Here is a 20,842-nt window from a genome sequence, read left to right as displayed (position 1 = left end):
CTTACTTAGCAGCTTTTTTACGAGGAGCGGGCGCTACCGGCTTGAGCTCTTCCTGGCGGCCACCAATGACCTCACCCTTGAAGATCCAAACCTTGACACCGATCACACCGTAGGTGGTGTGCGCTTCGTAGGTTGCATAGTCGATATCGGCGCGCAGGGTGTGCAGGGGCACACGACCTTCGCGATACCATTCGGTACGAGCAATTTCAGCGCCGCCCAAACGACCGCTCACCTGGATCTTGATGCCCTTGGCACCAATACGCATGGCGTTCTGTACGGCGCGCTTCATGGCGCGACGGAACATGACGCGGCGTTCCAGCTGCTGAGCTACGCTCTGCGCAACCAGCATGCTATCGAGTTCCGGCTTGCGGATTTCCTCGATGTTGATGTGCACGGGCACACCCATTTGCTTGGTCAGGTCCTGACGCAGCTTCTCGACATCCTCACCTTTCTTGCCGATCACGATACCTGGACGGGCGGTGTGGATGGTGATGCGTGCGGTTTGAGCCGGGCGATGGATATCGATACGGCTTACGGACGCGCTTTTTAGTTTGTCTTGGAGGTACTCACGAACCTTCAGGTCGGCGAACAGATAATCGGCGTAAGTGCGCTTATCTGCGTACCAAACGGAGGTGTGCTCCTTGACGATACCCAGGCGGATGCCATTGGGATGTACTTTCTGACCCATCTGATCGACTCCGTTACTTGTCCGCAACCTTGACAGTGATATGGCAAGACCGCTTGACGATGCGATCAGCACGGCCTTTGGCGCGCGGCATGATGCGCTTGAGCGAACGACCTTCGTTGACGAAGACGGTGGAGACCTTCAGGTCGTCCACATCAGCGCCTTCGTTGTGCTCAGCGTTGGCAACAGCCGACTCCAGCACTTTCTTCATGATCTCGGCGGCTTTCTTACTGCTGAAAGCCAGGAGGTTGAGCGCTTCGCCCACCTTCTTCCCGCGGATCTGGTCGGCGACCAAGCGGGCTTTCTGGGCGGAGATACGAGCGCCCGACAGCTTAGCGGCTACTTCCATCTTCCTTACCCCTTAACGCTTGGCTTTCTTGTCCGCAGCATGCCCACGATAAGTGCGGGTAGCAGCGAACTCGCCGAGTTTGTGACCGACCATGTCTTCGTTGACCAGGACCGGCACGTGTTGACGGCCGTTGTGGACAGCGATGGTCAGACCAACCATATGCGGCAGAATCATCGAACGACGCGACCAGGTCTTGATCGGCTTACGGTCGTTCTTTTCCACCGCCACTTCGACCTTCTTCAGCAGGTGAAGATCGATAAAAGGACCTTTTTTCAGAGAACGCGGCACTGTCGTATCCCTCTATTTACTTGCGGCGACGGACGATCATGTTATCGGTACGCTTGTTCGCGCGAGTCTTCTTACCCTTGGTCTGAAGACCCCACGGCGATACCGGATGACGACCAGCAGAGGTACGACCTTCACCACCACCATGCGGGTGGTCGACCGGGTTCATGGCGACACCACGAACGGTCGGGCGAATGCCGCGCCAGCGCTTGGCACCGGCCTTGCCCAGCGAACGCAGGCTGTGCTCGGAGTTCGAGACTTCACCCAGGGTCGCACGGCAGTCAGCCAGGACTTTGCGCATTTCACCGGAACGCAGACGCACGGTTACGTAAGCGCCTTCACGGGCTACCAGCTGGGCCGAGGCGCCAGCGGAGCGAACCAGCTGGGCGCCTTTGCCCGGCTTCAGCTCGATACCGTGGATGGTGCTACCAACCGGGATGTTGCGCAGCGGCATGTTGTTGCCAGCCCTGATCGGAGCGCCGATACCGGAGATCAGTTGATCGCCAGCCACCACGCCTTTGGGGGCGATGATGTAACGACGCTCGCCGTCCGCGTATTTCAGCAGAGCGATGTGAGCGGTACGGTTCGGATCGTATTCCACGCGCTCGACGATGGCAGGGATGCCATCCTTGTTGCGGCGGAAGTCGACCAGACGGTAGTGCTGCTTGTGACCACCGCCGATGTGGCGGGTGGTGATACGACCGTTGTTGTTACGGCCGCCCGACTTGGACTTCTTCTCGACCAGGCCAGCGAACGGAGCACCCTTGTGCAGGTTCTGGTTCACGACCTTGACGACGAAGCGACGACCAGCGGAAGTCGGTTTGCATTTAACGATTGCCATGATGCACCCCTTTACTCAGCGCCAGCTGCGAAATCGAGATCTTGGCCGGGCTGAAGGGCGATGTACGCCTTCTTCCAGTCGTTACGCTTGCCCAGGCCGCGAACGGTACGCTTGGTCTTGCCCTGAACGTTCAGGGTGGTGACGCGACGTACTTTCACGCCGAACAGGCTTTCGACGGCCTTCTTGATTTCCAGCTTGGTTGCATCAGTGGCAACCTTGAAAACGAATTGGCTCTTGCCGTCCGCAAGCCCGGTGGCTTTCTCGGAAACATGCGGGCCCAGCAGCACTTTGAATACGCGTTCCTGGTTCATGCCAGCAGCTCCTCGAACTTCTTCACGGCGGACACGGTGACGAGCACCTTGTCGTAGGCGATCAGGCTGACCGGGTCGGAACCCTGGACGTCGCGTACATCGACGTGCGCCAGGTTGCGCGCAGCCAGGTACAGGTTTTCATCAACGCCATCGGTGACGATCAGCACGTCTTTCAGGCCCAGGCCGTCCAGCTTGCTGACCAGACCCTTGGTTTTCGGTGCATCGACGGCGAAGTCGGCAACGACAACCAGGCGGTCCAGACGGACCAGCTCGGAGAGGATGGAGCGCAGGGCTGCGCGGTACATCTTCTTGTTGAGCTTCTGGGAGTGATCCTGCGGTTTGGCGGCGAAAGTGGTGCCGCCCCCACGCCAGATGGGGCTGCGGATGGTGCCAGCGCGAGCACGACCGGTGCCCTTCTGACGCCACGGCTTCTTGCCGCCACCAGAAACTTCGGAACGAGTCTTCTGAGCACGGGTGCCCTGACGACCGCCAGCCATGTAGGCGACGACAGCCTGGTGAACCAGAGTCTCGTTGAATTCGCTGCCAAAGGTACGCTCGGAGACTTCGATAGCCTGAGCGCCGTTCACATTAAGTTGCATCTCAGCTTCCCCTCTTAACCGCGAGCCTTGGCTGCCGGACGCACGAACACGTCACCACCGGTAGCGCCGGGAACGGCACCCTTGACCAGCAGCAGATTACGTTCGGCATCGACACGCACGACCTCAAGGGATTGAACGGTTACGCGCTCAGCACCCATGTGACCGGACATTTTCTTGCCCTTGAACACTCGACCAGGAGTCTGGCACTGGCCGATCGAACCCGGGACGCGGTGGGAAACGGAGTTACCGTGGGTATTGTCCTGACCACGGAAGTTCCAGCGCTTGATGGTACCGGCGTAGCCTTTACCCTTGGACTCGCCGGTAACGTCTACCAGCTGGCCCGCCTGGAACAGATCGACGGAGATGGAATCGCCTGCCTTGAACTCCTCTTCGCCCAGACGGAATTCCCACACGCCGCGACCGGCGGCGACATTCGCCTTGGCAAAGTGACCGGCCTGAGCCTTGGTCACGCGAGAAGCACGACGCTCGCCAGCAGTTACCTGCACAGCGCGATAGCCATCGGTCTCTTCGTTCTTGAACTGGGTGACGCGATTCGGCTCGACCTCAATGACCGTGACCGGAATGGAGACACCATCTTCGGTGAAAATGCGGGTCATGCCGCACTTACGACCGACAACACCAATTGTCATCTTAAGAACCTCTTTAGTGTACGGGGCTTTCACCCGCTATGGCCGCCCATTTCAGAGCGTTACACGACCAATGCCGAAGGCATTAGCCGAGGCTGATCTGTACTTCGACGCCAGCAGCAAGGTCGAGCTTCATCAGCGCGTCGACGGTCTTGTCGGTCGGCTGAACGATGTCGAGCACACGCTTGTGGGTACGAATTTCGTACTGGTCACGAGCGTCCTTGTTGACGTGCGGGGAAATCAGCACGGTGTAACGTTCCTTGCGGGTCGGCAGAGGAATCGGACCACGCACCTGAGCGCCAGTACGTTTCGCGGTTTCCACGATTTCCTGGGTAGATTGGTCGATCAGGCGATGGTCAAAAGCCTTCAACCGAATACGGATTTGTTGATTTTGCATTTGACCTCAGACTCCAAGTTGCCATTCCCAACGGGCGGACTCCGCCCGTTAAAAGGAGGCGCAATTGTACGGATGCCCCTGGAGGGTGTCAATATTTAACCAATCCAACGAAAAAGGGGCCCCGAAGGGCCCCTTTTCCTCATGCGCTAGATCAAGGATTACTCGATGATCTTGGCAACCACGCCGGCACCAACGGTACGGCCGCCTTCGCGGATCGCGAAGCGCAGGCCGTCTTCCATGGCGATCGGGGCGATCAGGGTGACGGTCATCTTGACGTTGTCACCCGGCATTACCATCTCGACGCCTTCCGGCAGTTCGCAGTTGCCGGTCACGTCGGTGGTACGGAAGTAGAACTGCGGACGGTAGCCCTTGAAGAACGGGGTGTGACGACCACCTTCTTCCTTGGACAGCACGTACACTTCGCACTCGAACTTGGTGTGCGGCTTGATGGTGCCCGGCTTGGCCAGAACCTGGCCACGCTCTACGTCTTCACGCTTGGTGCCGCGCAGCAGCACGCCGACGTTCTCGCCAGCACGACCTTCGTCGAGCAGCTTGCGGAACATTTCAACGCCGGTGCAGGTGGTCTTGGTGGTCGGACGGATGCCGACGATTTCCACTTCTTCCTGGACCTTGACGATGCCGCGCTCGACACGACCGGTCACCACGGTGCCGCGGCCGGAGATCGAGAACACGTCTTCGATCGGCATCAGGAACGGCTGGTCGATGGCACGAACCGGCTCGGGGATGTAGGAGTCCAGGGTTTCTACCAGCTTGCGCACGGCGGAAACGCCCATCTCGTTGTCGTCCTGGCCGTTCAGGGCCATCAGCGCGGAGCCAACGACGATCGGGGTGTCATCGCCCGGGAAGTCGTAGGTGTTCAGCAGGTCGCGAACTTCCATCTCGACCAGTTCCAGCAGCTCGGCGTCGTCGACCATGTCGGCCTTGTTCAGGAACACGACGATGTAGGGAACGCCTACCTGGCGGGACAGCAGGATGTGCTCGCGGGTCTGCGGCATGGGGCCGTCGGCAGCCGAGCAAACCAGGATCGCGCCGTCCATCTGGGCAGCACCGGTGATCATGTTCTTCACGTAGTCGGCGTGGCCCGGGCAGTCTACGTGAGCGTAGTGGCGTACCGGCGAGTCGTATTCGACGTGCGAAGTGTTGATGGTGATACCACGGGCTTTCTCTTCCGGCGCGTTGTCGATCTGGTCGAAGGCGCGAGCGGAGCCACCCCAGGTCTCGGAGCAGACCTTGGTCAGAGCAGCGGTCAGAGTGGTCTTACCGTGGTCAACGTGACCGATGGTGCCGACGTTGACGTGCGGTTTGTTACGTTCAAATTTTTCCTTAGCCACGACAGTAACCTCTTACTTAAAGGGCTGAATCAAGCTTGTTTTTTAACCAGCGCTTCGACGATGTTCGACGGAGCTTCGGCGTATTTGGAGAATTCCATGGAGTAGCTCGCGCGACCCTGGGACATGGAACGTACGTCGGTCGCATAACCGAACATCTCGCCCAGCGGAACCTCGGCACGGATAACCTTACCGGAAACCGAGTCTTCCATCCCCTGAATCAGACCGCGACGACGGTTCAGGTCGCCCATCACGTCGCCCATGTAGTCCTCAGGAGTCACCACTTCCACCTTCATGATCGGCTCGAGCACCTTGCCGCCGCCCTTCTGGGCCAGCTGCTTGGTCGCCATGGAAGCAGCGATCTTGAACGCCATCTCGTTGGAGTCGACGTCGTGGTAGGAGCCATCGAACACGGTGGCCTTCAGGCCGATGAGCGGATAGCCGGCGACGACGCCGTTCTTCATCTGCTCTTCGATGCCCTTCTGGATCGCCGGGATGTATTCCTTCGGAACCACACCACCCACGACTTCGCTGGTGAACACCAGACCTTCGGTGATGTTGCCCTTCTCGTCCACATCCGGAGTCGAGAAGCGGATCCAGCAGTGACCGAACTGACCGCGACCACCGGACTGACGAACGAACTTGCCTTCGATCTCGACGTTGTCCTTGGAGATGGTTTCGCGGTAGGAAACCTGCGGCTTGCCGATGTTGGCCTCGACGCCGAACTCGCGCTTCATGCGGTCGACGAGGATGTCCAGGTGCAGCTCACCCATGCCGGAGATGATGGTCTGGCCGGTTTCTTCGTCGGTCTTGACGCGGAACGACGGGTCTTCCTGGGCCAGCTTGCCGAGGGCGATGCCCATCTTCTCCTGGTCAGCCTTGGTCTTCGGCTCTACAGCTACCGAGATGACCGGCTCCGGGAAGTCCATGCGCTCGAGGATGATCGGCTTCTCGATGTCGCACAGGGTGTCACCGGTGGTGACGTCCTTCATGCCGATCAGAGCCGCGATGTCGCCAGCGCGCACTTCCTTGATCTCGTCACGCTGGTTGGCGTGCATCTGCACCATACGACCAACGCGCTCTTTCTTGCCCTTCACGGAGTTGATGACCGACTGGCCGGACTCCAGGACGCCCGAGTAGACGCGGACGAAGGTCAGGGTACCGACGAACGGGTCGGTAGCGATCTTGAACGCCAGGGCGGAGAACGGAGCGTTGTCGTCAGCCGGACGCTCGTCGTGGATTTCGTTGTCATCAGTGCTGTCCGGGTGGACGCCCTGGATGGCCGGAATCTCGGTCGGAGCAGGCAGGAAGTCGATGACGGCGTCCAGAACCAGGGGCACGCCCTTGTTCTTGAAGGACGAACCGCAGACCGCCGGAACGATTTCGCAGGCGATGGTACGCTGGCGCAGGCCGGCCTTGATCTCTTCGATCGACAGCTCACCTTCTTCCAGGTACTTGTTCATCAGCTCTTCGTTGGCCTCGGCAGCAGCCTCGACCATGTTGTTGCGCCATTCGTTGGCCAGGTCCAGCAGCTCGGCGGGAATCTCTTCCTCGCGGTAGCTGGTGCCCTTGTCGTCTTCGTTCCAGTAGATGGCCTTCATCTTCATCAGGTCGATCTGACCCTGGAAGTCATCTTCTGCACCGATGGCCAGTTGAACCGGAACCGGGGTGTGCCCCAGGCGGTTCTTGATCTGACCGACGACGCGCAGGAAGTTGGCACCGGCGCGGTCCATCTTGTTCACGTAGACGATACGCGGAACGCCGTACTTGTTGGCCTGACGCCATACGGTTTCGGACTGCGGCTCAACGCCGGAGGTGCCGCAGAACACCACGACAGCACCGTCCAGCACGCGCAGGGAACGCTCCACCTCGATGGTGAAGTCCACGTGGCCGGGGGTGTCGATGACGTTTACGCGGTATTTGTCGTACTGGCCGCGCGAACCTTCCCAGAAGGTCGTGATCGCAGCGGAGGTGATGGTGATGCCACGCTCCTGCTCCTGCACCATCCAGTCGGTGGTAGCAGCGCCGTCGTGTACCTCACCCATCTTGTGGCTGAGACCTGTGTAGAACAGGATCCGCTCGGTAGTGGTGGTCTTGCCCGCGTCGACGTGGGCGCAGATACCAATGTTCCGGTAGCGGTTAATTGCTGTGGTACGAGCCATAAAGCCCTCGCAAAAGAATGGAAGCCGCGATTAGAAGCGGTAGTGGGAGAAGGCCTTGTTGGCTTCAGCCATACGGTGCACGTCTTCACGCTTCTTGACGGCGGCGCCTTTGCCTTCGGCGGCATCCAGCAGTTCGCCGGCGAGGCGCAGGGCCATGGACTTCTCGCCGCGCTTGCGCGCGTAGTCCACCAGCCAGCGCATGGCCAGGGCATTACGACGGGACGGACGTACTTCGACCGGAACCTGGTAGGTAGCACCGCCGACACGGCGGGACTTCACTTCGACCAGCGGAGCGATGGCGTCGAGAGCTTTCTCGAAGAGTTCCAGGGGGTCACCTTTACTGCGCTCTTTGACCTTGTCCAGAGCACCGTAAACGATACGCTCGGCAACGGCTTTCTTGCCGCTTTCCATCACGTGGTTCATGAACTTGGCCAGAATCTGGCTTCCGTATTTCGGATCGGCCAGGATCTCACGTTTGGCCGCTACACGACGTCTTGGCATTGATAAGCCCTCAAACGGTCTTCAGGTTAGCCCGGGACTGCAACACTTTGGTTACGCGCCCGACCTTACTCTTATCGACTCAGCAAATAGGAAAAAACGATTACTTCGGACGCTTGGCGCCGTACTTGGAACGACCCTGCTTACGATCCTTGACACCCGAGGTGTCCAGCGAACCGCGCACGGTGTGGTAACGCACACCCGGAAGGTCCTTTACACGACCGCCACGGATCAGCACTACGCTGTGCTCTTGCAGGTTGTGACCTTCACCACCGATGTACGAAGTGACTTCGTAGCCGTTGGTCAGACGCACACGGCACACTTTACGCAGTGCCGAGTTCGGCTTTTTCGGCGTGGTGGTGTATACGCGGGTGCATACGCCACGACGTTGCGGGCAGTTCTGCAGCGCCGGCACGTCGCTCTTGTCGACCATGCGCTTGCGCGGCTTACGCACCAGCTGGTTGATAGTTGCCATCTATAGCTCCACTGATTGTCTTACGACACTTAAACGAAATGGCAGAGCAAGCGCCCTGCCAATTTTCGGGGTACAAAATACTAAAGAGCTTCCAGCACCCCGTCAAGACAAAGCCCCGGCTGTCAAGACAGCCGGGGCTTCGGTCAAGGCTTAGTTGCCACTCAGGTTGAGCGCTTCGGCCAGTGCTGCTTCGGCTTCGCTGGCGCTCACACGCTGCGGTTTGCCGAGTTCGCGCTGACGCTTGCGCTCGCTGTGGTAGGCCAGGCCGGTACCGGCCGGGATCAGGCGACCGACCACCACGTTTTCCTTCAGGCCGCGCAGGAAGTCGCGCTTGCCGGTGACCGCCGCCTCGGTGAGGACGCGGGTGGTCTCCTGGAAGGAGGCCGCGGAGATGAACGACTCGGTCGACAGAGAGGCCTTGGTGATACCCAGCAGAACGCGCTCGTACTTGGCCGGGAACTTGTCCACGGTGGCCAGCACTTCGTTCTCTTCCAGCACCTGGACCAGTTCGACCTGGTCGCCCTTGATGAAGGAGGAGTCACCCGACTCGGCCACTTCGACCTTGCGCAGCATCTGCCGCAGGATGGTCTCGATGTGCTTGTCGTTGATCTTCACGCCCTGCAGGCGGTACACGTCCTGGATCTCGTTGACGATGTACTTGGCCAGCGAGCTGACGCCGAGCAGACGCAGGATGTCGTGCGGGTTGCTCGGGCCGTCGGAGATCACTTCGCCACGGCTGACCTGTTCACCTTCGAACACGTTCAGGTGACGCCACTTCGGAATCAGCTCCTCGTACGGATCGGTACCGTCGGTGGGCGTGATGACCAGGCGGCGCTTGCCCTTGGTTTCCTTGCCGAAGGAGATGGTGCCGCTGATTTCCGCCAGGATCGAAGGCTCTTTCGGACGACGCGCCTCGAACAGGTCGGCAACGCGCGGCAGACCACCGGTGATGTCGCGGGTCTTCGACGTTTCCTGCGGGATACGCGCGATAACGTCACCGACACGCACCTTGGCACCGTCGTTCAGGTTGACCAGGGCGTTGGCCGGCAGGAAGTACTGGGCCGGTACGTCGGTACCCGGCAGCAGCAGGTCCTTGCCCGCGGCGTCGATCAGTTTCACGGCCGGACGGATGTCCTTGCCCGAAGCCGGGCGATCCTTCGGATCCATCACCTCGATGTTGGTCAGGCCGGTGAGTTCGTCGGTCTGGCGCTTGACGGTGATGTTCTCTTCCATGCCGGCGAAGGCAACGGTACCGTCCATCTCGGTGACGATCGGGTGGGTGTGCGGGTCCCACTTGGCGACGATGGCGCCCGGGTCGACCTTGTCGCCTTCCTTGACCGAAATCACCGCACCGTACGGCAGCTTGTAGCGCTCGCGCTCGCGACCGAAGTCGTCGGCCACGGCCAGTTCGCCGGAACGCGATACCGCCACCAGCGCGCCGTCGGCACGCTCGACGTGCTTCAGGTTGTGCAGGCGGATGGTGCCGCCGTTCTTGACCTGGACGTTGTCCACGGCGGAGGTCCGGCTGGCCGCACCACCGATGTGGAAGGTACGCATGGTCAGCTGGGTACCCGGCTCACCGATGGACTGGGCGGCGATGACGCCGACCGCTTCACCGATGTTGACGCGGTGGCCACGGGCCAGATCGCGGCCGTAGCACATGGCGCAGATGCCATGGCGGGTTTCGCAGGTGATCGGCGAACGCACCACGACTTCGTCGACGCTCATCTGCTCGAGGAAATCGACCCACTTCTCGTCGATCAGGGTGCCGGCCGGCACGATGACGTCATCGCCACCGGGCTTGAACACGTCACGCGCGATCACGCGGCCGAGCACGCGCTCGCCCAGCGGCTCGACGACGTCGCCGCCTTCGATGTGCGGGGACATGACCAGGCCATGCTCGGTGCCGCAATCGATCTCGGTCACTACCAGGTCCTGGGCCACGTCGACGAGACGACGGGTCAGGTAACCGGAGTTCGCGGTCTTCAGTGCGGTATCCGCCAGACCTTTACGAGCACCGTGAGTGGAGATGAAGTACTGGAGTACGTTCAGGCCTTCACGGAAGTTCGCGGTGATCGGGGTCTCGATGATCGAGCCGTCCGGCTTGGCCATCAGGCCGCGCATGCCGGCCAGCTGACGGATCTGGGCCGCGGAACCCCGCGCACCGGAGTCCGCCATCATGTACATGGAGTTGAAGGACTCCTGGTCGACTTCCTTGCCCTCGCGGTCGATGACCTTCTCTTTCGAGAGGTTGGCCATCATCGCCTTGGACACTTCGTCGTTGGCCTTCGACCAGAGGTCGATCACCTTGTTGTACTTCTCGCCCTGGGTGACCAGGCCGGAGGCATACTGGCTCTCGATCTCCTTCACTTCCTCGGTGGCGGCGTTGATGATGCGCGCCTTCTCGTCCGGGATGACGAAGTCGTTCACGCCGATCGACACACCGGAGATGGTCGAGTAGGCGAAGCCGGTGTACATCAGCTGGTCGGCGAAGATGACGGTGTCCTTCAGACCCACCACGCGGTAGCAGTGGTTGATCAGCTTGGAGATCGCCTTCTTCTTCATCGGCTGGTTGACCACGTCGTACGGCAGACCTGCCGGCACGACCTGGAACAGCAGGGCACGGCCGACGGTGGAGTCGACGATGCGGGTGTTGGCGACCAGTACGCCGTCCTCACCCTTGACCTTCTCGTTGATGCGCACTTTCACGCGGGCGTGCAGGGACACCTGGCCGCTGCGGTAGGCGCGGTCGACTTCCTGCAGGTCGGCGAAGGCCATGCCCTCGCCTTTCGCGTTCACGGCTTCACGGGTCATGTAGTACAGACCCATCACCACGTCCTGCGACGGCACGATGATCGGCTCGCCGTTGGCGGGCGAGAGGATGTTGTTGGTGGACATCATCAGCGCGCGCGCTTCCAGCTGGGCCTCGAGGGTCAGCGGGACGTGGACGGCCATCTGGTCACCGTCGAAGTCGGCGTTGTAAGCCGCGCAGACCAGCGGGTGCAGCTGGATCGCCTTGCCTTCGATGAGCACCGGCTCGAACGCCTGGATGCCCAGACGGTGCAGGGTCGGTGCGCGGTTCAGCAGCACGGGGTGTTCGCGGATGACTTCGGCGAGAACGTCCCAGACCTCGGGCAGTTCGCGCTCGACCATTTTCTTCGCGGCCTTGATGGTGGTAGCCATGCCACGGGCTTCGAGCTTGCCGAAGATGAACGGCTTGAACAGCTCGAGGGCCATCTTCTTCGGCAGACCGCACTGGTGCAGGCGCAGGGTCGGGCCGACGGTGATTACCGAACGACCGGAGTAGTCCACGCGCTTGCCGAGCAGGTTCTGACGGAAGCGACCTTGCTTGCCCTTGATCATGTCGGCCAGGGACTTCAGCGGGCGCTTGTTCGAGCCGGTGATGGCGCGACCGCGGCGACCGTTGTCCAGCAGGGCGTCGACGGCTTCCTGCAGCATGCGCTTTTCGTTGCGCACGATGATGTCCGGCGCGGCCAGGTCGAGCAGGCGCTTCAGACGGTTGTTACGGTTGATCACCCGGCGGTACAGATCGTTCAGATCCGAAGTCGCGAAGCGGCCGCCATCCAGCGGAACCAGCGGACGCAGGTCCGGCGGCAGCACCGGCAGGACGGTCAGCACCATCCACTCGGGATGGTTGCCGGAGCCCTGGAAGGCTTCCATCAGCTTCAGGCGCTTGGACAGCTTCTTGATCTTGGTTTCCGAGTTGGTCTGCGGAATCTCTTCGCGCAGGCGGCCGATCTCGTGCTCCAGGTCGATCTGGTTGAGCAGCTCGCGAACCGCCTCGGCGCCCATGCGCGCGTCGAAGTCGTCACCGAACTCTTCGAGGGCTTCGAAGTACTGCTCGTCGTTCAGCAGCTGGCCCTTCTCCAGGGTGGTCATGCCCGGGTCGATCACCACGTAGCTCTCGAAATAGAGCACGCGCTCGATGTCACGCAGGGTCATGTCCAGCAGCAGGCCGATACGGGACGGCAGGGACTTCAGGAACCAGATGTGGGCGACCGGCGAGGCCAGCTCGATGTGGCCCATGCGCTCGCGGCGCACCTTGGCCAGCGCGACTTCGACGCCGCACTTCTCGCAGATCACACCGCGGTGTTTCAGGCGCTTGTACTTACCGCACAGGCACTCGTAGTCCTTCACCGGGCCGAAGATCTTGGCGCAGAACAGGCCATCGCGCTCCGGCTTGAAGGTACGGTAGTTGATGGTCTCCGGCTTCTTAACTTCGCCGAACGACCAGGAACGAATCATCTCGGGCGAGGCCAGACCAATACGGATGGCATCGAACTCCTCGATTTGACCCTGGTTTTTCAACAGATTGAGCAAGTCTTTCAAGGCCTTTCCTCCTCACGGACCCGGTGCGGCGGCTAGCCGCCGCACCGTTTATCGTCACGTGTTATTCGGTTTCCAGTTCGATATCGATGCCGAGCGAGCGGATCTCTTTGATCAGCACGTTGAAGGACTCGGGCATGCCGGCCTCCATGCGGTGATCCCCGTCCACGATGTTCTTGTACATCTTGGTACGGCCGTTCACGTCGTCCGACTTCACGGTCAGCATTTCCTGCAGGGTGTAGGCGGCGCCGTAGGCTTCCAGCGCCCAGACCTCCATCTCCCCGAAACGCTGGCCACCGAACTGCGCCTTGCCACCCAGCGGCTGCTGGGTCACCAGGCTGTAGGAGCCGGTGGAACGTGCGTGCATCTTGTCATCGACCAGGTGGTTCAGTTTGAGCATGTACATGTAGCCGACGGTGGTCGGACGCTCGAACTGGTTGCCGGTGCGGCCGTCGAACAGGCGCATCTGGCCGCTCTCCGGCAGGTCGGCCAGCTTCAGCATGGCCTTGATCTCGCGCTCCTTGGCACCGTCGAACACCGGGGTAGCCATGGGCACGCCGCCCTTGAGGTTGTTGGCCAGCGCGACGATCTCGTTATCGGACAGCTCTTCCAGGCTCTCCTGGCGACCACCGATCTCGTTGTAGATCTCGTTCAGGAACTGGCGCAGCTCGGCGATCTTGCGCTGCTCTTCGAGCATGCGGTTGATCTTCTCGCCCAGGCCCTTGGCCGCGAGGCCCAGATGGGTTTCGAGGATCTGACCGACGTTCATGCGCGAGGGTACGCCCAGCGGGTTCAGGACGATGTCCACCGGGGTGCCGTTGGCGTCGTGCGGCATGTCCTCGACCGGCATGATCACCGAGACCACACCCTTGTTACCGTGACGGCCGGCCATCTTGTCGCCCGGCTGGATGCGGCGCTTGATGGCGAGGTAGACCTTGACGATCTTCAGCACGCCCGGCGCCAGGTCGTCGCCCTGCTGCAGCTTGCGCTTCTTGTCCTCGAACTTGTCGTCGAGCATCTGACGGCGGTCGCTGAGGTAGGCCTGGGCCTTCTCCAGCTGCTCGTTCAGGGCGTCTTCGGCCATGCGCAGCTTGAACCACTGGCCGCGCTCGAGACCGTCGAGGTACTCGTCGGTGATCTCGGTGCCTTTCTTCAGCGCCGGGCCGCCATCGGCGACGGCGCCGACCAGGGCGGAGCGCAGACGCTCGAAGGTGGCGCCTTCGACGATGCGGAACTCTTCGTTGAGGTCCTTGCGGATCTCGTCGAGCTGCATCTTCTCGATGGACAGGGCACGGCTGTCGCGCTCCACGCCGTCACGGGTGAAGACCTGGACGTCGATCACGGTGCCCTTGGTGCCGGTCGGCACGCGCAGGGAGGTGTCCTTCACGTCGGACGCCTTCTCACCGAAGATCGCGCGCAGCAGCTTCTCTTCCGGCGTCAGCTGGGTCTCGCCTTTCGGGGTGACCTTGCCGACCAGGATGTCGCCAGCCTGCACTTCGGCGCCGACGTAGACGATGCCGGCTTCGTCCAGCTTGTTCAGCGCGGCCTCACCCACGTTCGGGATGTCCGCGGTGATTTCCTCTGGGCCGAGCTTGGTGTCACGGGCGACGCAGGTCAGTTCCTGGATGTGGATCGTGGTGAAACGATCTTCCTGGACCACGCGCTCGGACAGGCAGATGGAGTCTTCGAAGTTGAAGCCGTTCCAGGGCATGAACGCGACGCGCATGTTCTGGCCCAGGGCCAGTTCACCCATGTCGGTGGACGGACCGTCGGCGAGGATGTCGCCGCGGGCGATCACGTCACCCTTGCTGACCAGCGGACGCTGGTTGATGCAGGTGTTCTGGTTGGAACGGGTGTACTTGGTCAGGTTGTAGATGTCGACGCCGGCTTCGCCGGTCTCGACTTCGTCGTCCGCCACGCGCACCACGATACGGCTGGCGTCGACCGAGTCGATCACGCCACCGCGGCGAGCCACGACGCAGACACCGGAGTCACGGGCGACGTTGCGCTCCATGCCGGTACCTACCAGCGGCTTGTCGGCGCGCAGGGTCGGAACGGCCTGACGCTGCATGTTCGAACCCATGAGCGCACGGTTGGCGTCGTCGTGCTCGAGGAACGGAATCAGCGAGGCAGCGACGGAAACGACCTGCTTCGGCGAAACGTCCATCAGGGTGACGTCTTCCGGCGCCTTCACGGTGAATTCGTTCAGGTGACGTACGGCGACCAGCTCGTCGATCAGATGGCCCTGCTCGTCCAGGGTCGCGGACGCCTGGGCGATCACGTGGTCGGCCTCTTCGATAGCGGAGAGGAACACGATCTCGTCGCTGACCAGGCCTTCCTTCACCACGCGGTACGGGCTTTCCAGGAAGCCGTACTTGTTGGTGCGGGCGTAGGTCGCCAGGGAGTTGATCAGACCGATGTTCGGACCTTCAGGGGTTTCGATCGGGCACACGCGGCCGTAGTGGGTCGGGTGTACGTCACGCACCTCGAAGCCCGCGCGCTCACGGGTCAGACCGCCCGGGCCGAGTGCGGAGACACGGCGCTTGTGGGTGATCTCGGAGAGCGGGTTGTTCTGGTCCATGAACTGCGACAGCTGGCTGGAACCGAAGAACTCCTTGATCGCGGCGGCCACCGGCTTGGCGTTGATCAGGTCCTGCGGCATCAGGCCTTCGCTTTCGGCCATGGACAGGCGTTCCTTGACCGCGCGCTCGACACGCACCAGGCCCACGCGGAACTGGTTCTCGGCCATCTCGCCGACGCAGCGGACGCGACGGTTGCCCAGGTGGTCGATGTCGTCGACGATGCCCTTGCCGTTACGGATGTCGACCAGGGTACGCAGTACGTCGACGATGTCTTCCTTGCTCAGCACGCCCGGACCTTCGATCTCGCTGCGGCCGATACGGCGGTTGAACTTCATGCGGCCGACGGCGGACAGGTCGTAGCGCTCGGCGCTGAAGAACAGGTTGCCGAACAGGGTCTCGGCGGCTTCCTTGGTCGGCGGCTCGCCCGGGCGCATCATGCGGTAGATCTCGACCAGGGCTTCGAGCTGGTTGCCGGTGGAGTCGATCTTCAGGGTGTCGGAGATGAACGGGCCGCAGTCGATGTCGTTGGTGTACAGGGTTTCCAGGCACACGACCTGGGCCTTGGCGATCTTCGCCAGGACGTCGACGGACAGCTCGGTGTTGCACTCGGCGATGATCTCGCCGGTAGCCGGGTGCACGACAGCCTTGGCCACGGTACGGCCAATGAGGTAGTCGAAAGGCACTTCCAGCTCTTTGATGCCAGCCTTTTCCAGCTGGTTGATGTGACGCGCGGTGATACGGCGGCCCGCTTCGACGATGACCTTGCCGGCGGCATCCTTGATGTCGAAGCTGGCGATTTCGCCGCGCAGACGGTGCGGCACCAGCTCCAGACGCAGACCTTCGCCCTTGATGTGATAGACGTTGGTCGCGTAGAAGGCATCGAGGATTTCCTCGGTGCTATAGCCCAGCGCGCGCAGCAGGACGGACGCCGGCAGCTTGCGGCGACGGTCGATACGGACGAACACGCAGTCCTTCGGATCGAATTCGAAGTCCAGCCAGGAACCGCGGTAAGGAATGATGCGCGCGGAGTACAGCAGCTTGCCGGAGCTATGGGTCTTGCCACGGTCGTGGTCGAAGAACACACCCGGGGAACGGTGCAGCTGGGAAACGATGACGCGCTCGGTACCATTGATGATGAAGGTACCGTTCTCGGTCATCAGGGGGATTTCCCCCATGTAGACTTCCTGTTCCTTGATGTCCTTGATCGCTTTGCTCGACGACTCTTTGTCGAAGATGATCAGGCGCACTTTCACCCGCAGCGGGACGGCGAAGGTCACACCGCGCAGCACGCACTCCTTGACGTCGAAGGCCGGCTCACCCAGGCGATAACCGACGTATTCCAGGGCAGCATTGCCGGAATAGCTGATAATCGGGAAAACGGACTTGAAGGCCGCATGCAGACCGATGTCGCGGATCTGATCCTTGCTTGCACCTGCCTGCAGGAATTCGCGATAGGAATCCAGCTGGATGGCCAGCAAATACGGCACATCCATGACGTCCGGCAACTTGCTAAAGTCCTTGCGGATACGTTTTTTCTCAGTGTATGAGTAAGCCATCAGCGTTCCCCAGCTTGGTCACCTGCTTGTTTGGCCTCTCCCACGGGAGCAGCCGAAAAATCGTGCAAACCTGGCGTTTGCGCCACCCCTGAGGGTGGGAGTTTCCCGTTATGGGAGGGGACCTGCGGCACCCCACCCAGAACGGAAAAAGGCCGGTGGCAAAAGCCACCAGCCATCAGCCTGTCGCTTGACGCTCGGGCTGTAGACGCAAGGGGCGAGCTTACTTGAGCTCGACCTTGGCGCCTGCTTCTTCCAGGGCTTTCTTGGCAGCTTCGGCTTCTTCTTTCGAAGCGCCTTCCTTGACCACGCCCGGGGCGCCGTCAACGACAGCCTTGGCTTCTTTCAGGCCCAGGCCGGTCAGTTCACGAACGACCTTGATCACGTTCACTTTCTTCTCGCCGGCTTCGGTCAGGACGATGGTGAACTCGGTCTGCTCTTCGGCAGCGGCAGCGGCAACAGCCGGGCCAGCGGCAACAGCGGCAGCAGCGGTAACGCCGAACTTCTCTTCCATCGCCTTGATCAGTTCAACGATCTGCATGACGGACATTTCGGATACGGCGTTGATGATGTCTTCGTTGGTCAGAGCCATGACTCTAATTCCTGTATTGGGTGACGGCGCTCGCGCCATCGATTAAACAAAAAAGGTTTGAAAGCCTACCGGTTGCCTTAGGCAGCGGTGGCTTCTTTCTGGTCACGAATTGCCGCCAGAGTACGAGCCAGCTTGCTGGTAGCGCCTTGGATCACGCTCATCAGCTGTGCAACGGCTTCGTTGTAGGTCGGCAGGGTTGCCAGAACGTCGATCTGATTGGCTGCGAGGAATTGACCCTCGAACGCGGCCGCCTTGATCTCGAACTTGTCCTGACCCTTGGCGAACTCCTTGAAGATACGAGCGGCAGCGCCCGGATGTTCGTTGGAGAAAGCGATCAGGGTCGGGCCCTTGAACGTGTCGTTGAGCACCTCGAACTGAGTGCCTTCAACGGCGCGCTTGAGCAGGGTGTTACGTACGACTTTCACGTACACACCAGCTGCGCGGGCCTCTTTACGGAGTCCGGTCATTGCGCCGACGGTCACGCCACGGGCATCAGCCACGACAGCGGACAGACCGGCTTTGGCAGCCTCGTTGACTTCAGCGACGATGGCCTTCTTGTCTTCGAGTTTGATTGCCACGGGTTTACTCCTGGATGTTACCGATACGTCCAGCCGGAGCCGGACGGCGTTTTGGTGTCTGATCCGGTTAACGAATCGGGAGCACCATCTGCGTAGGCTTGTGGTTTAAGGCTTGCGCCGCCTACGGTCTTGGACAGCCCCCGCCAGGCAGGGACCCCAATACCTGCGGGTGATGGGCCAGGCCCACCACCCGACTTTGTCTTATCAGCCTTCCAGGGAAGCCTGATCGATCTGCAGACCCGGGCCCATGGTGGTGCTCAGGGTCACGCGCTGAACGTACACGCCCTTGGAGGAGGCGGGCTTCAGGCGCTTCAGGTCAGCCAGCAGAGCTTCGACGTTCTGCTTCAGCTTGACCGGCTCGAAATCGATCTTGCCAACGGAGGCGTGGATGATGCCGTTCTTGTCGGTACGGAAGCGAACCTGACCAGCCTTGGCGTTCTTCACGGCAGTGGCTACGTCCGGGGTCACGGTACCGACCTTCGGGTTCGGCATCAGGCCGCGCGGGCCGAGAACCTGGCCCAGTTGACCAACAACGCGCATCGCGTCCGGGGAGGCGATGACCACGTCGTAGCTCAGGTCACCGGCCTTCATCTCGGCAGCCAGCTCGTCCATACCGACCTTGTCGGCGCCTGCAGCCAGAGCGGCTTCGGCAGCCGGGCCCTGGGTGAAGACGGCAACGCGGACGCTCTTGCCGGTGCCGTTCGGCAGAACGGTGGCACCACGAACGACCTGGTCGGATTTACGCGGATCGACGCCCAGGTTGATGGCGATGTCCACGGACTCCTTGAACTTGATGGTCGACAGCTCGGCCAGCAGTTTTGCGGCGTCTTCGAAGCCGTATTGCTTGCCGGCTTCGATTTTCTCGGCGATAGCCTTTTGGCGCTTGGTCAGCTTAGCCATTACACACCCTCCACGTTGAGGCCCATGCTACGCGCGGAGCCGGCGATGGTACGCACGGCCGCATCCAGGTCAGCTGCGGTCAGATCGGCCTGCTTGGCCTTGGCGATCTCTTCCAGCTGAGCACGGGTAACGGTGCCCACTTTCTGGGTGTTCGGGCGGCTGGAACCGCTGCTGATGCCAGCAGCTTTCTTCAGCAGCACCGAAGCCGGGGTGCTCTTGGTTTCAAAGGTGAAGCTGCGGTCGCTGTAAACGGTGATGATCACCGGAGTCGGCAGACCGGGCTCCATGCCCTGGGTCTTGGCGTTGAACGCCTTGCAGAACTCCATGATGTTCACGCCGTGCTGACCCAGAGCGGGGCCGACCGGCGGCGACGGGTTGGCTTGACCAGCCTTTACCTGCAGCTTGATGTAAGCCTGAATTTTCTTAGCCATGTGCTACTCCAGTTACGGGTTCTAGCGCCACAAGGGCTCCCCGGTTGCTTTCGCGTTTATCCCAAGGACGACAAAACCCCGCAGCCTATGGCTGCGGGGTGTGGGATGCATTGTGCAAGTCAGACTTTCTCGACTTGGCTGAACTCCAGCTCTACCGGGGTAGAGCGACCGAAAATGAGCACCGCGACCTGGATCCGGCTCTTTTCGTAGTTGACCTCTTCAACCACGCCATTGAAGTCCGCGAAGGGACCGTCGATGACGCGAACGGTTTCGCCCGGCTCGAAGAGCGTCTTCGGCTTGGGCTTGTCGCCACTGTCGGCGACGCGACGCAGGATGGCCTCGGCCTCCTTGTCGGTGATCGGAGCCGGCTTGTCGGCGGTACCGCCGATGAAGCCCATGACGCGAGGAGTGTCCTTGACCAGGTGCCAGGTACCCTCGTTCATCTCCATCTGGACCAGCACATAGCCGGGGAAGAACTTGCGCTCGCTCTTGCGCTTCTGGCCGTTACGCATCTCCACGACTTCTTCCGTGGGAACCAGAATCTCGCCGAACCCGTCTTCCATGCCGGCCAGCTTGACCCGCTCGATCAGCGAGCGCATGACATGCTTCTCGTAACCCGAGTAGGCATGCACAACGTACCAACGCTTAGCCACGGAACACCCTTAACCTACGATCATGGAAACCAACCAACCCAGCAGGGAGTCGAGCCCCCACAGCAGCAGCGCCATAACCAGCACTACCGCGACCACGATCATGGTGGTCTGAGTCGTTTCTTGGCGAGTCGGCCATACGACCTTGCGAATCTCGGCACGCGCTTCTTTCGCCAGGGTGAAGAAGGCACGACCCTTGACGGTCTGCAGCGCCACGAAACCAGCGACAGCCGCCAGAACCAGGATACCGAGCACGCGATAAAGGAGCGGTTGAGCGGAGTAATACTGGTTGGCGACGACGCCGACCACGACAACCACTGCGACCAAGAGCCACTTCAAGATATCGAAACGCGACTCTTTGGCTTCTGCCTTCGCATTCATCTGCTGGGAATCCCGTTGAAGAAATGCCAAATTCCGTCGAGAAATTTGGCAGGCCAGGAGGGAATCGAACCCCCAACCTGCGGTTTTGGAGACCGCCGCTCTGCCAATTGAGCTACTGGCCTAGAACAAAGTCAGGCCGACCATTATGCCGGCCTGAGAGGGAAAGATCAATCGATTATTCGATGATCTTGGCAACCACGCCGGCGCCAACGGTACGGCCGCCTTCGCGA

20 protein-coding genes and 1 tRNA gene are annotated in these 20,842 nt (G+C 61.1%); all 21 read right to left on the bottom strand.

Annotated features, from left to right (window positions below):
- Position 1 precedes the first annotated feature (1 nt).
- Positions 2-688: a 30S ribosomal protein S3 gene (gene rpsC, locus DK254_RS24485; protein WP_009617162.1), complete on the bottom strand. Its 687-nt coding sequence runs from the start codon at positions 686-688 to the stop codon at positions 2-4.
- A 13-nt stretch (positions 689-701) separates the two neighbouring features.
- Positions 702-1,034 carry a 50S ribosomal protein L22 gene (rplV, locus tag DK254_RS24480; protein ID WP_003103908.1) on the bottom strand — a complete coding sequence of 111 codons (333 nt, stop codon included), beginning with the start codon at positions 1,032-1,034 and terminating at the stop codon, positions 702-704.
- 12 nt (positions 1,035-1,046) lie between these two features.
- A complete protein-coding gene (gene rpsS, locus DK254_RS24475; RefSeq protein ID WP_003093734.1) occupies positions 1,047-1,322 on the bottom strand; it encodes a 30S ribosomal protein S19 in 276 nt (91 codons plus the stop codon).
- Positions 1,323-1,338: 16 nt separating this feature from the next.
- Positions 1,339-2,160, bottom strand: a complete 822-nt coding sequence (gene rplB / locus DK254_RS24470; protein WP_089393441.1) for a 50S ribosomal protein L2 — start codon at positions 2,158-2,160, stop codon at positions 1,339-1,341.
- A gap of 11 nt (positions 2,161-2,171) precedes the next feature.
- A complete protein-coding gene (rplW, locus tag DK254_RS24465) occupies positions 2,172-2,471 on the bottom strand; it encodes a 50S ribosomal protein L23 (protein WP_009617150.1) in 300 nt (99 codons plus the stop codon).
- Complete coding sequence (rplD, locus tag DK254_RS24460; protein WP_009617148.1) at positions 2,468-3,070, bottom strand: 50S ribosomal protein L4; 603 nt, start codon at positions 3,068-3,070, stop codon at positions 2,468-2,470. The genes rplW and rplD overlap by 4 nt, the downstream gene beginning before the upstream one ends.
- A gap of 14 nt (positions 3,071-3,084) precedes the next feature.
- Positions 3,085-3,720: a 50S ribosomal protein L3 gene (gene rplC, locus DK254_RS24455; RefSeq protein WP_089393442.1), complete on the bottom strand. Its 636-nt coding sequence runs from the start codon at positions 3,718-3,720 to the stop codon at positions 3,085-3,087.
- 82 nt (positions 3,721-3,802) lie between these two features.
- The gene (rpsJ, locus tag DK254_RS24450) at positions 3,803-4,114 is read right to left on the bottom strand and encodes a 30S ribosomal protein S10 (RefSeq protein WP_003243886.1); all 312 of its coding nucleotides are present in this window, start codon (positions 4,112-4,114) and stop codon (positions 3,803-3,805) included.
- A gap of 158 nt (positions 4,115-4,272) precedes the next feature.
- Complete coding sequence (tuf, locus tag DK254_RS24445; RefSeq protein ID WP_109935920.1) at positions 4,273-5,466, bottom strand: elongation factor Tu; 1,194 nt, start codon at positions 5,464-5,466, stop codon at positions 4,273-4,275.
- Positions 5,467-5,495: 29 nt separating this feature from the next.
- Positions 5,496-7,625, bottom strand: a complete 2,130-nt coding sequence (gene fusA / locus DK254_RS24440; protein ID WP_089393443.1) for an elongation factor G — start codon at positions 7,623-7,625, stop codon at positions 5,496-5,498.
- Between the two features lie 30 nt (positions 7,626-7,655).
- Positions 7,656-8,126, bottom strand: a complete 471-nt coding sequence (gene rpsG / locus DK254_RS24435; protein WP_009617132.1) for a 30S ribosomal protein S7 — start codon at positions 8,124-8,126, stop codon at positions 7,656-7,658.
- Positions 8,127-8,226: 100 nt separating this feature from the next.
- Positions 8,227-8,598 (bottom strand): 30S ribosomal protein S12, encoded by a 372-nt coding sequence (gene rpsL / locus DK254_RS24430; protein WP_009617130.1) that lies wholly within the window; start codon positions 8,596-8,598, stop codon positions 8,227-8,229.
- A gap of 150 nt (positions 8,599-8,748) precedes the next feature.
- Positions 8,749-12,948: a DNA-directed RNA polymerase subunit beta' gene (rpoC, locus tag DK254_RS24425; RefSeq protein WP_109935919.1), complete on the bottom strand. Its 4,200-nt coding sequence runs from the start codon at positions 12,946-12,948 to the stop codon at positions 8,749-8,751.
- Positions 12,949-13,009: 61 nt separating this feature from the next.
- The gene (gene rpoB, locus DK254_RS24420; protein WP_109935918.1) at positions 13,010-17,083 is read right to left on the bottom strand and encodes a DNA-directed RNA polymerase subunit beta; all 4,074 of its coding nucleotides are present in this window, start codon (positions 17,081-17,083) and stop codon (positions 13,010-13,012) included.
- A gap of 220 nt (positions 17,084-17,303) precedes the next feature.
- On the bottom strand, positions 17,304-17,672 hold the full coding sequence (gene rplL, locus DK254_RS24415; protein WP_109935917.1) for a 50S ribosomal protein L7/L12: 369 nt from the start codon (positions 17,670-17,672) through the stop codon (positions 17,304-17,306).
- A 77-nt stretch (positions 17,673-17,749) separates the two neighbouring features.
- On the bottom strand, positions 17,750-18,250 hold the full coding sequence (gene rplJ, locus DK254_RS24410; RefSeq protein WP_089393446.1) for a 50S ribosomal protein L10: 501 nt from the start codon (positions 18,248-18,250) through the stop codon (positions 17,750-17,752).
- A gap of 204 nt (positions 18,251-18,454) precedes the next feature.
- Entirely contained in the window at positions 18,455-19,150 is a 696-nt protein-coding gene (gene rplA / locus DK254_RS24405) for a 50S ribosomal protein L1 (RefSeq protein WP_074986520.1), read from the bottom strand.
- Entirely contained in the window at positions 19,150-19,581 is a 432-nt protein-coding gene (gene rplK / locus DK254_RS24400; protein WP_095941591.1) for a 50S ribosomal protein L11, read from the bottom strand. Before rplK ends, rplA begins: the two co-directional genes overlap by 1 nt.
- A gap of 119 nt (positions 19,582-19,700) precedes the next feature.
- Positions 19,701-20,234: a transcription termination/antitermination protein NusG gene (gene nusG, locus DK254_RS24395; RefSeq protein WP_074986525.1), complete on the bottom strand. Its 534-nt coding sequence runs from the start codon at positions 20,232-20,234 to the stop codon at positions 19,701-19,703.
- A 9-nt stretch (positions 20,235-20,243) separates the two neighbouring features.
- Positions 20,244-20,612 carry a preprotein translocase subunit SecE gene (secE, locus tag DK254_RS24390; protein ID WP_089393448.1) on the bottom strand — a complete coding sequence of 123 codons (369 nt, stop codon included), beginning with the start codon at positions 20,610-20,612 and terminating at the stop codon, positions 20,244-20,246.
- A gap of 46 nt (positions 20,613-20,658) precedes the next feature.
- Positions 20,659-20,734 (bottom strand) — tRNA-Trp (locus tag DK254_RS24385).
- Positions 20,735-20,842 lie beyond the last annotated feature (108 nt).

The sequence above is a fragment of the Pseudomonas sp. RW407 genome, from assembly GCF_003176655.1.
GTDB classification, from domain to species: domain Bacteria; phylum Pseudomonadota; class Gammaproteobacteria; order Pseudomonadales; family Pseudomonadaceae; genus Pseudomonas; species Pseudomonas delhiensis.
Note: the sequence above shows the minus strand (reverse complement) of the source record. Positions and strands in the feature narration are given on the sequence as shown.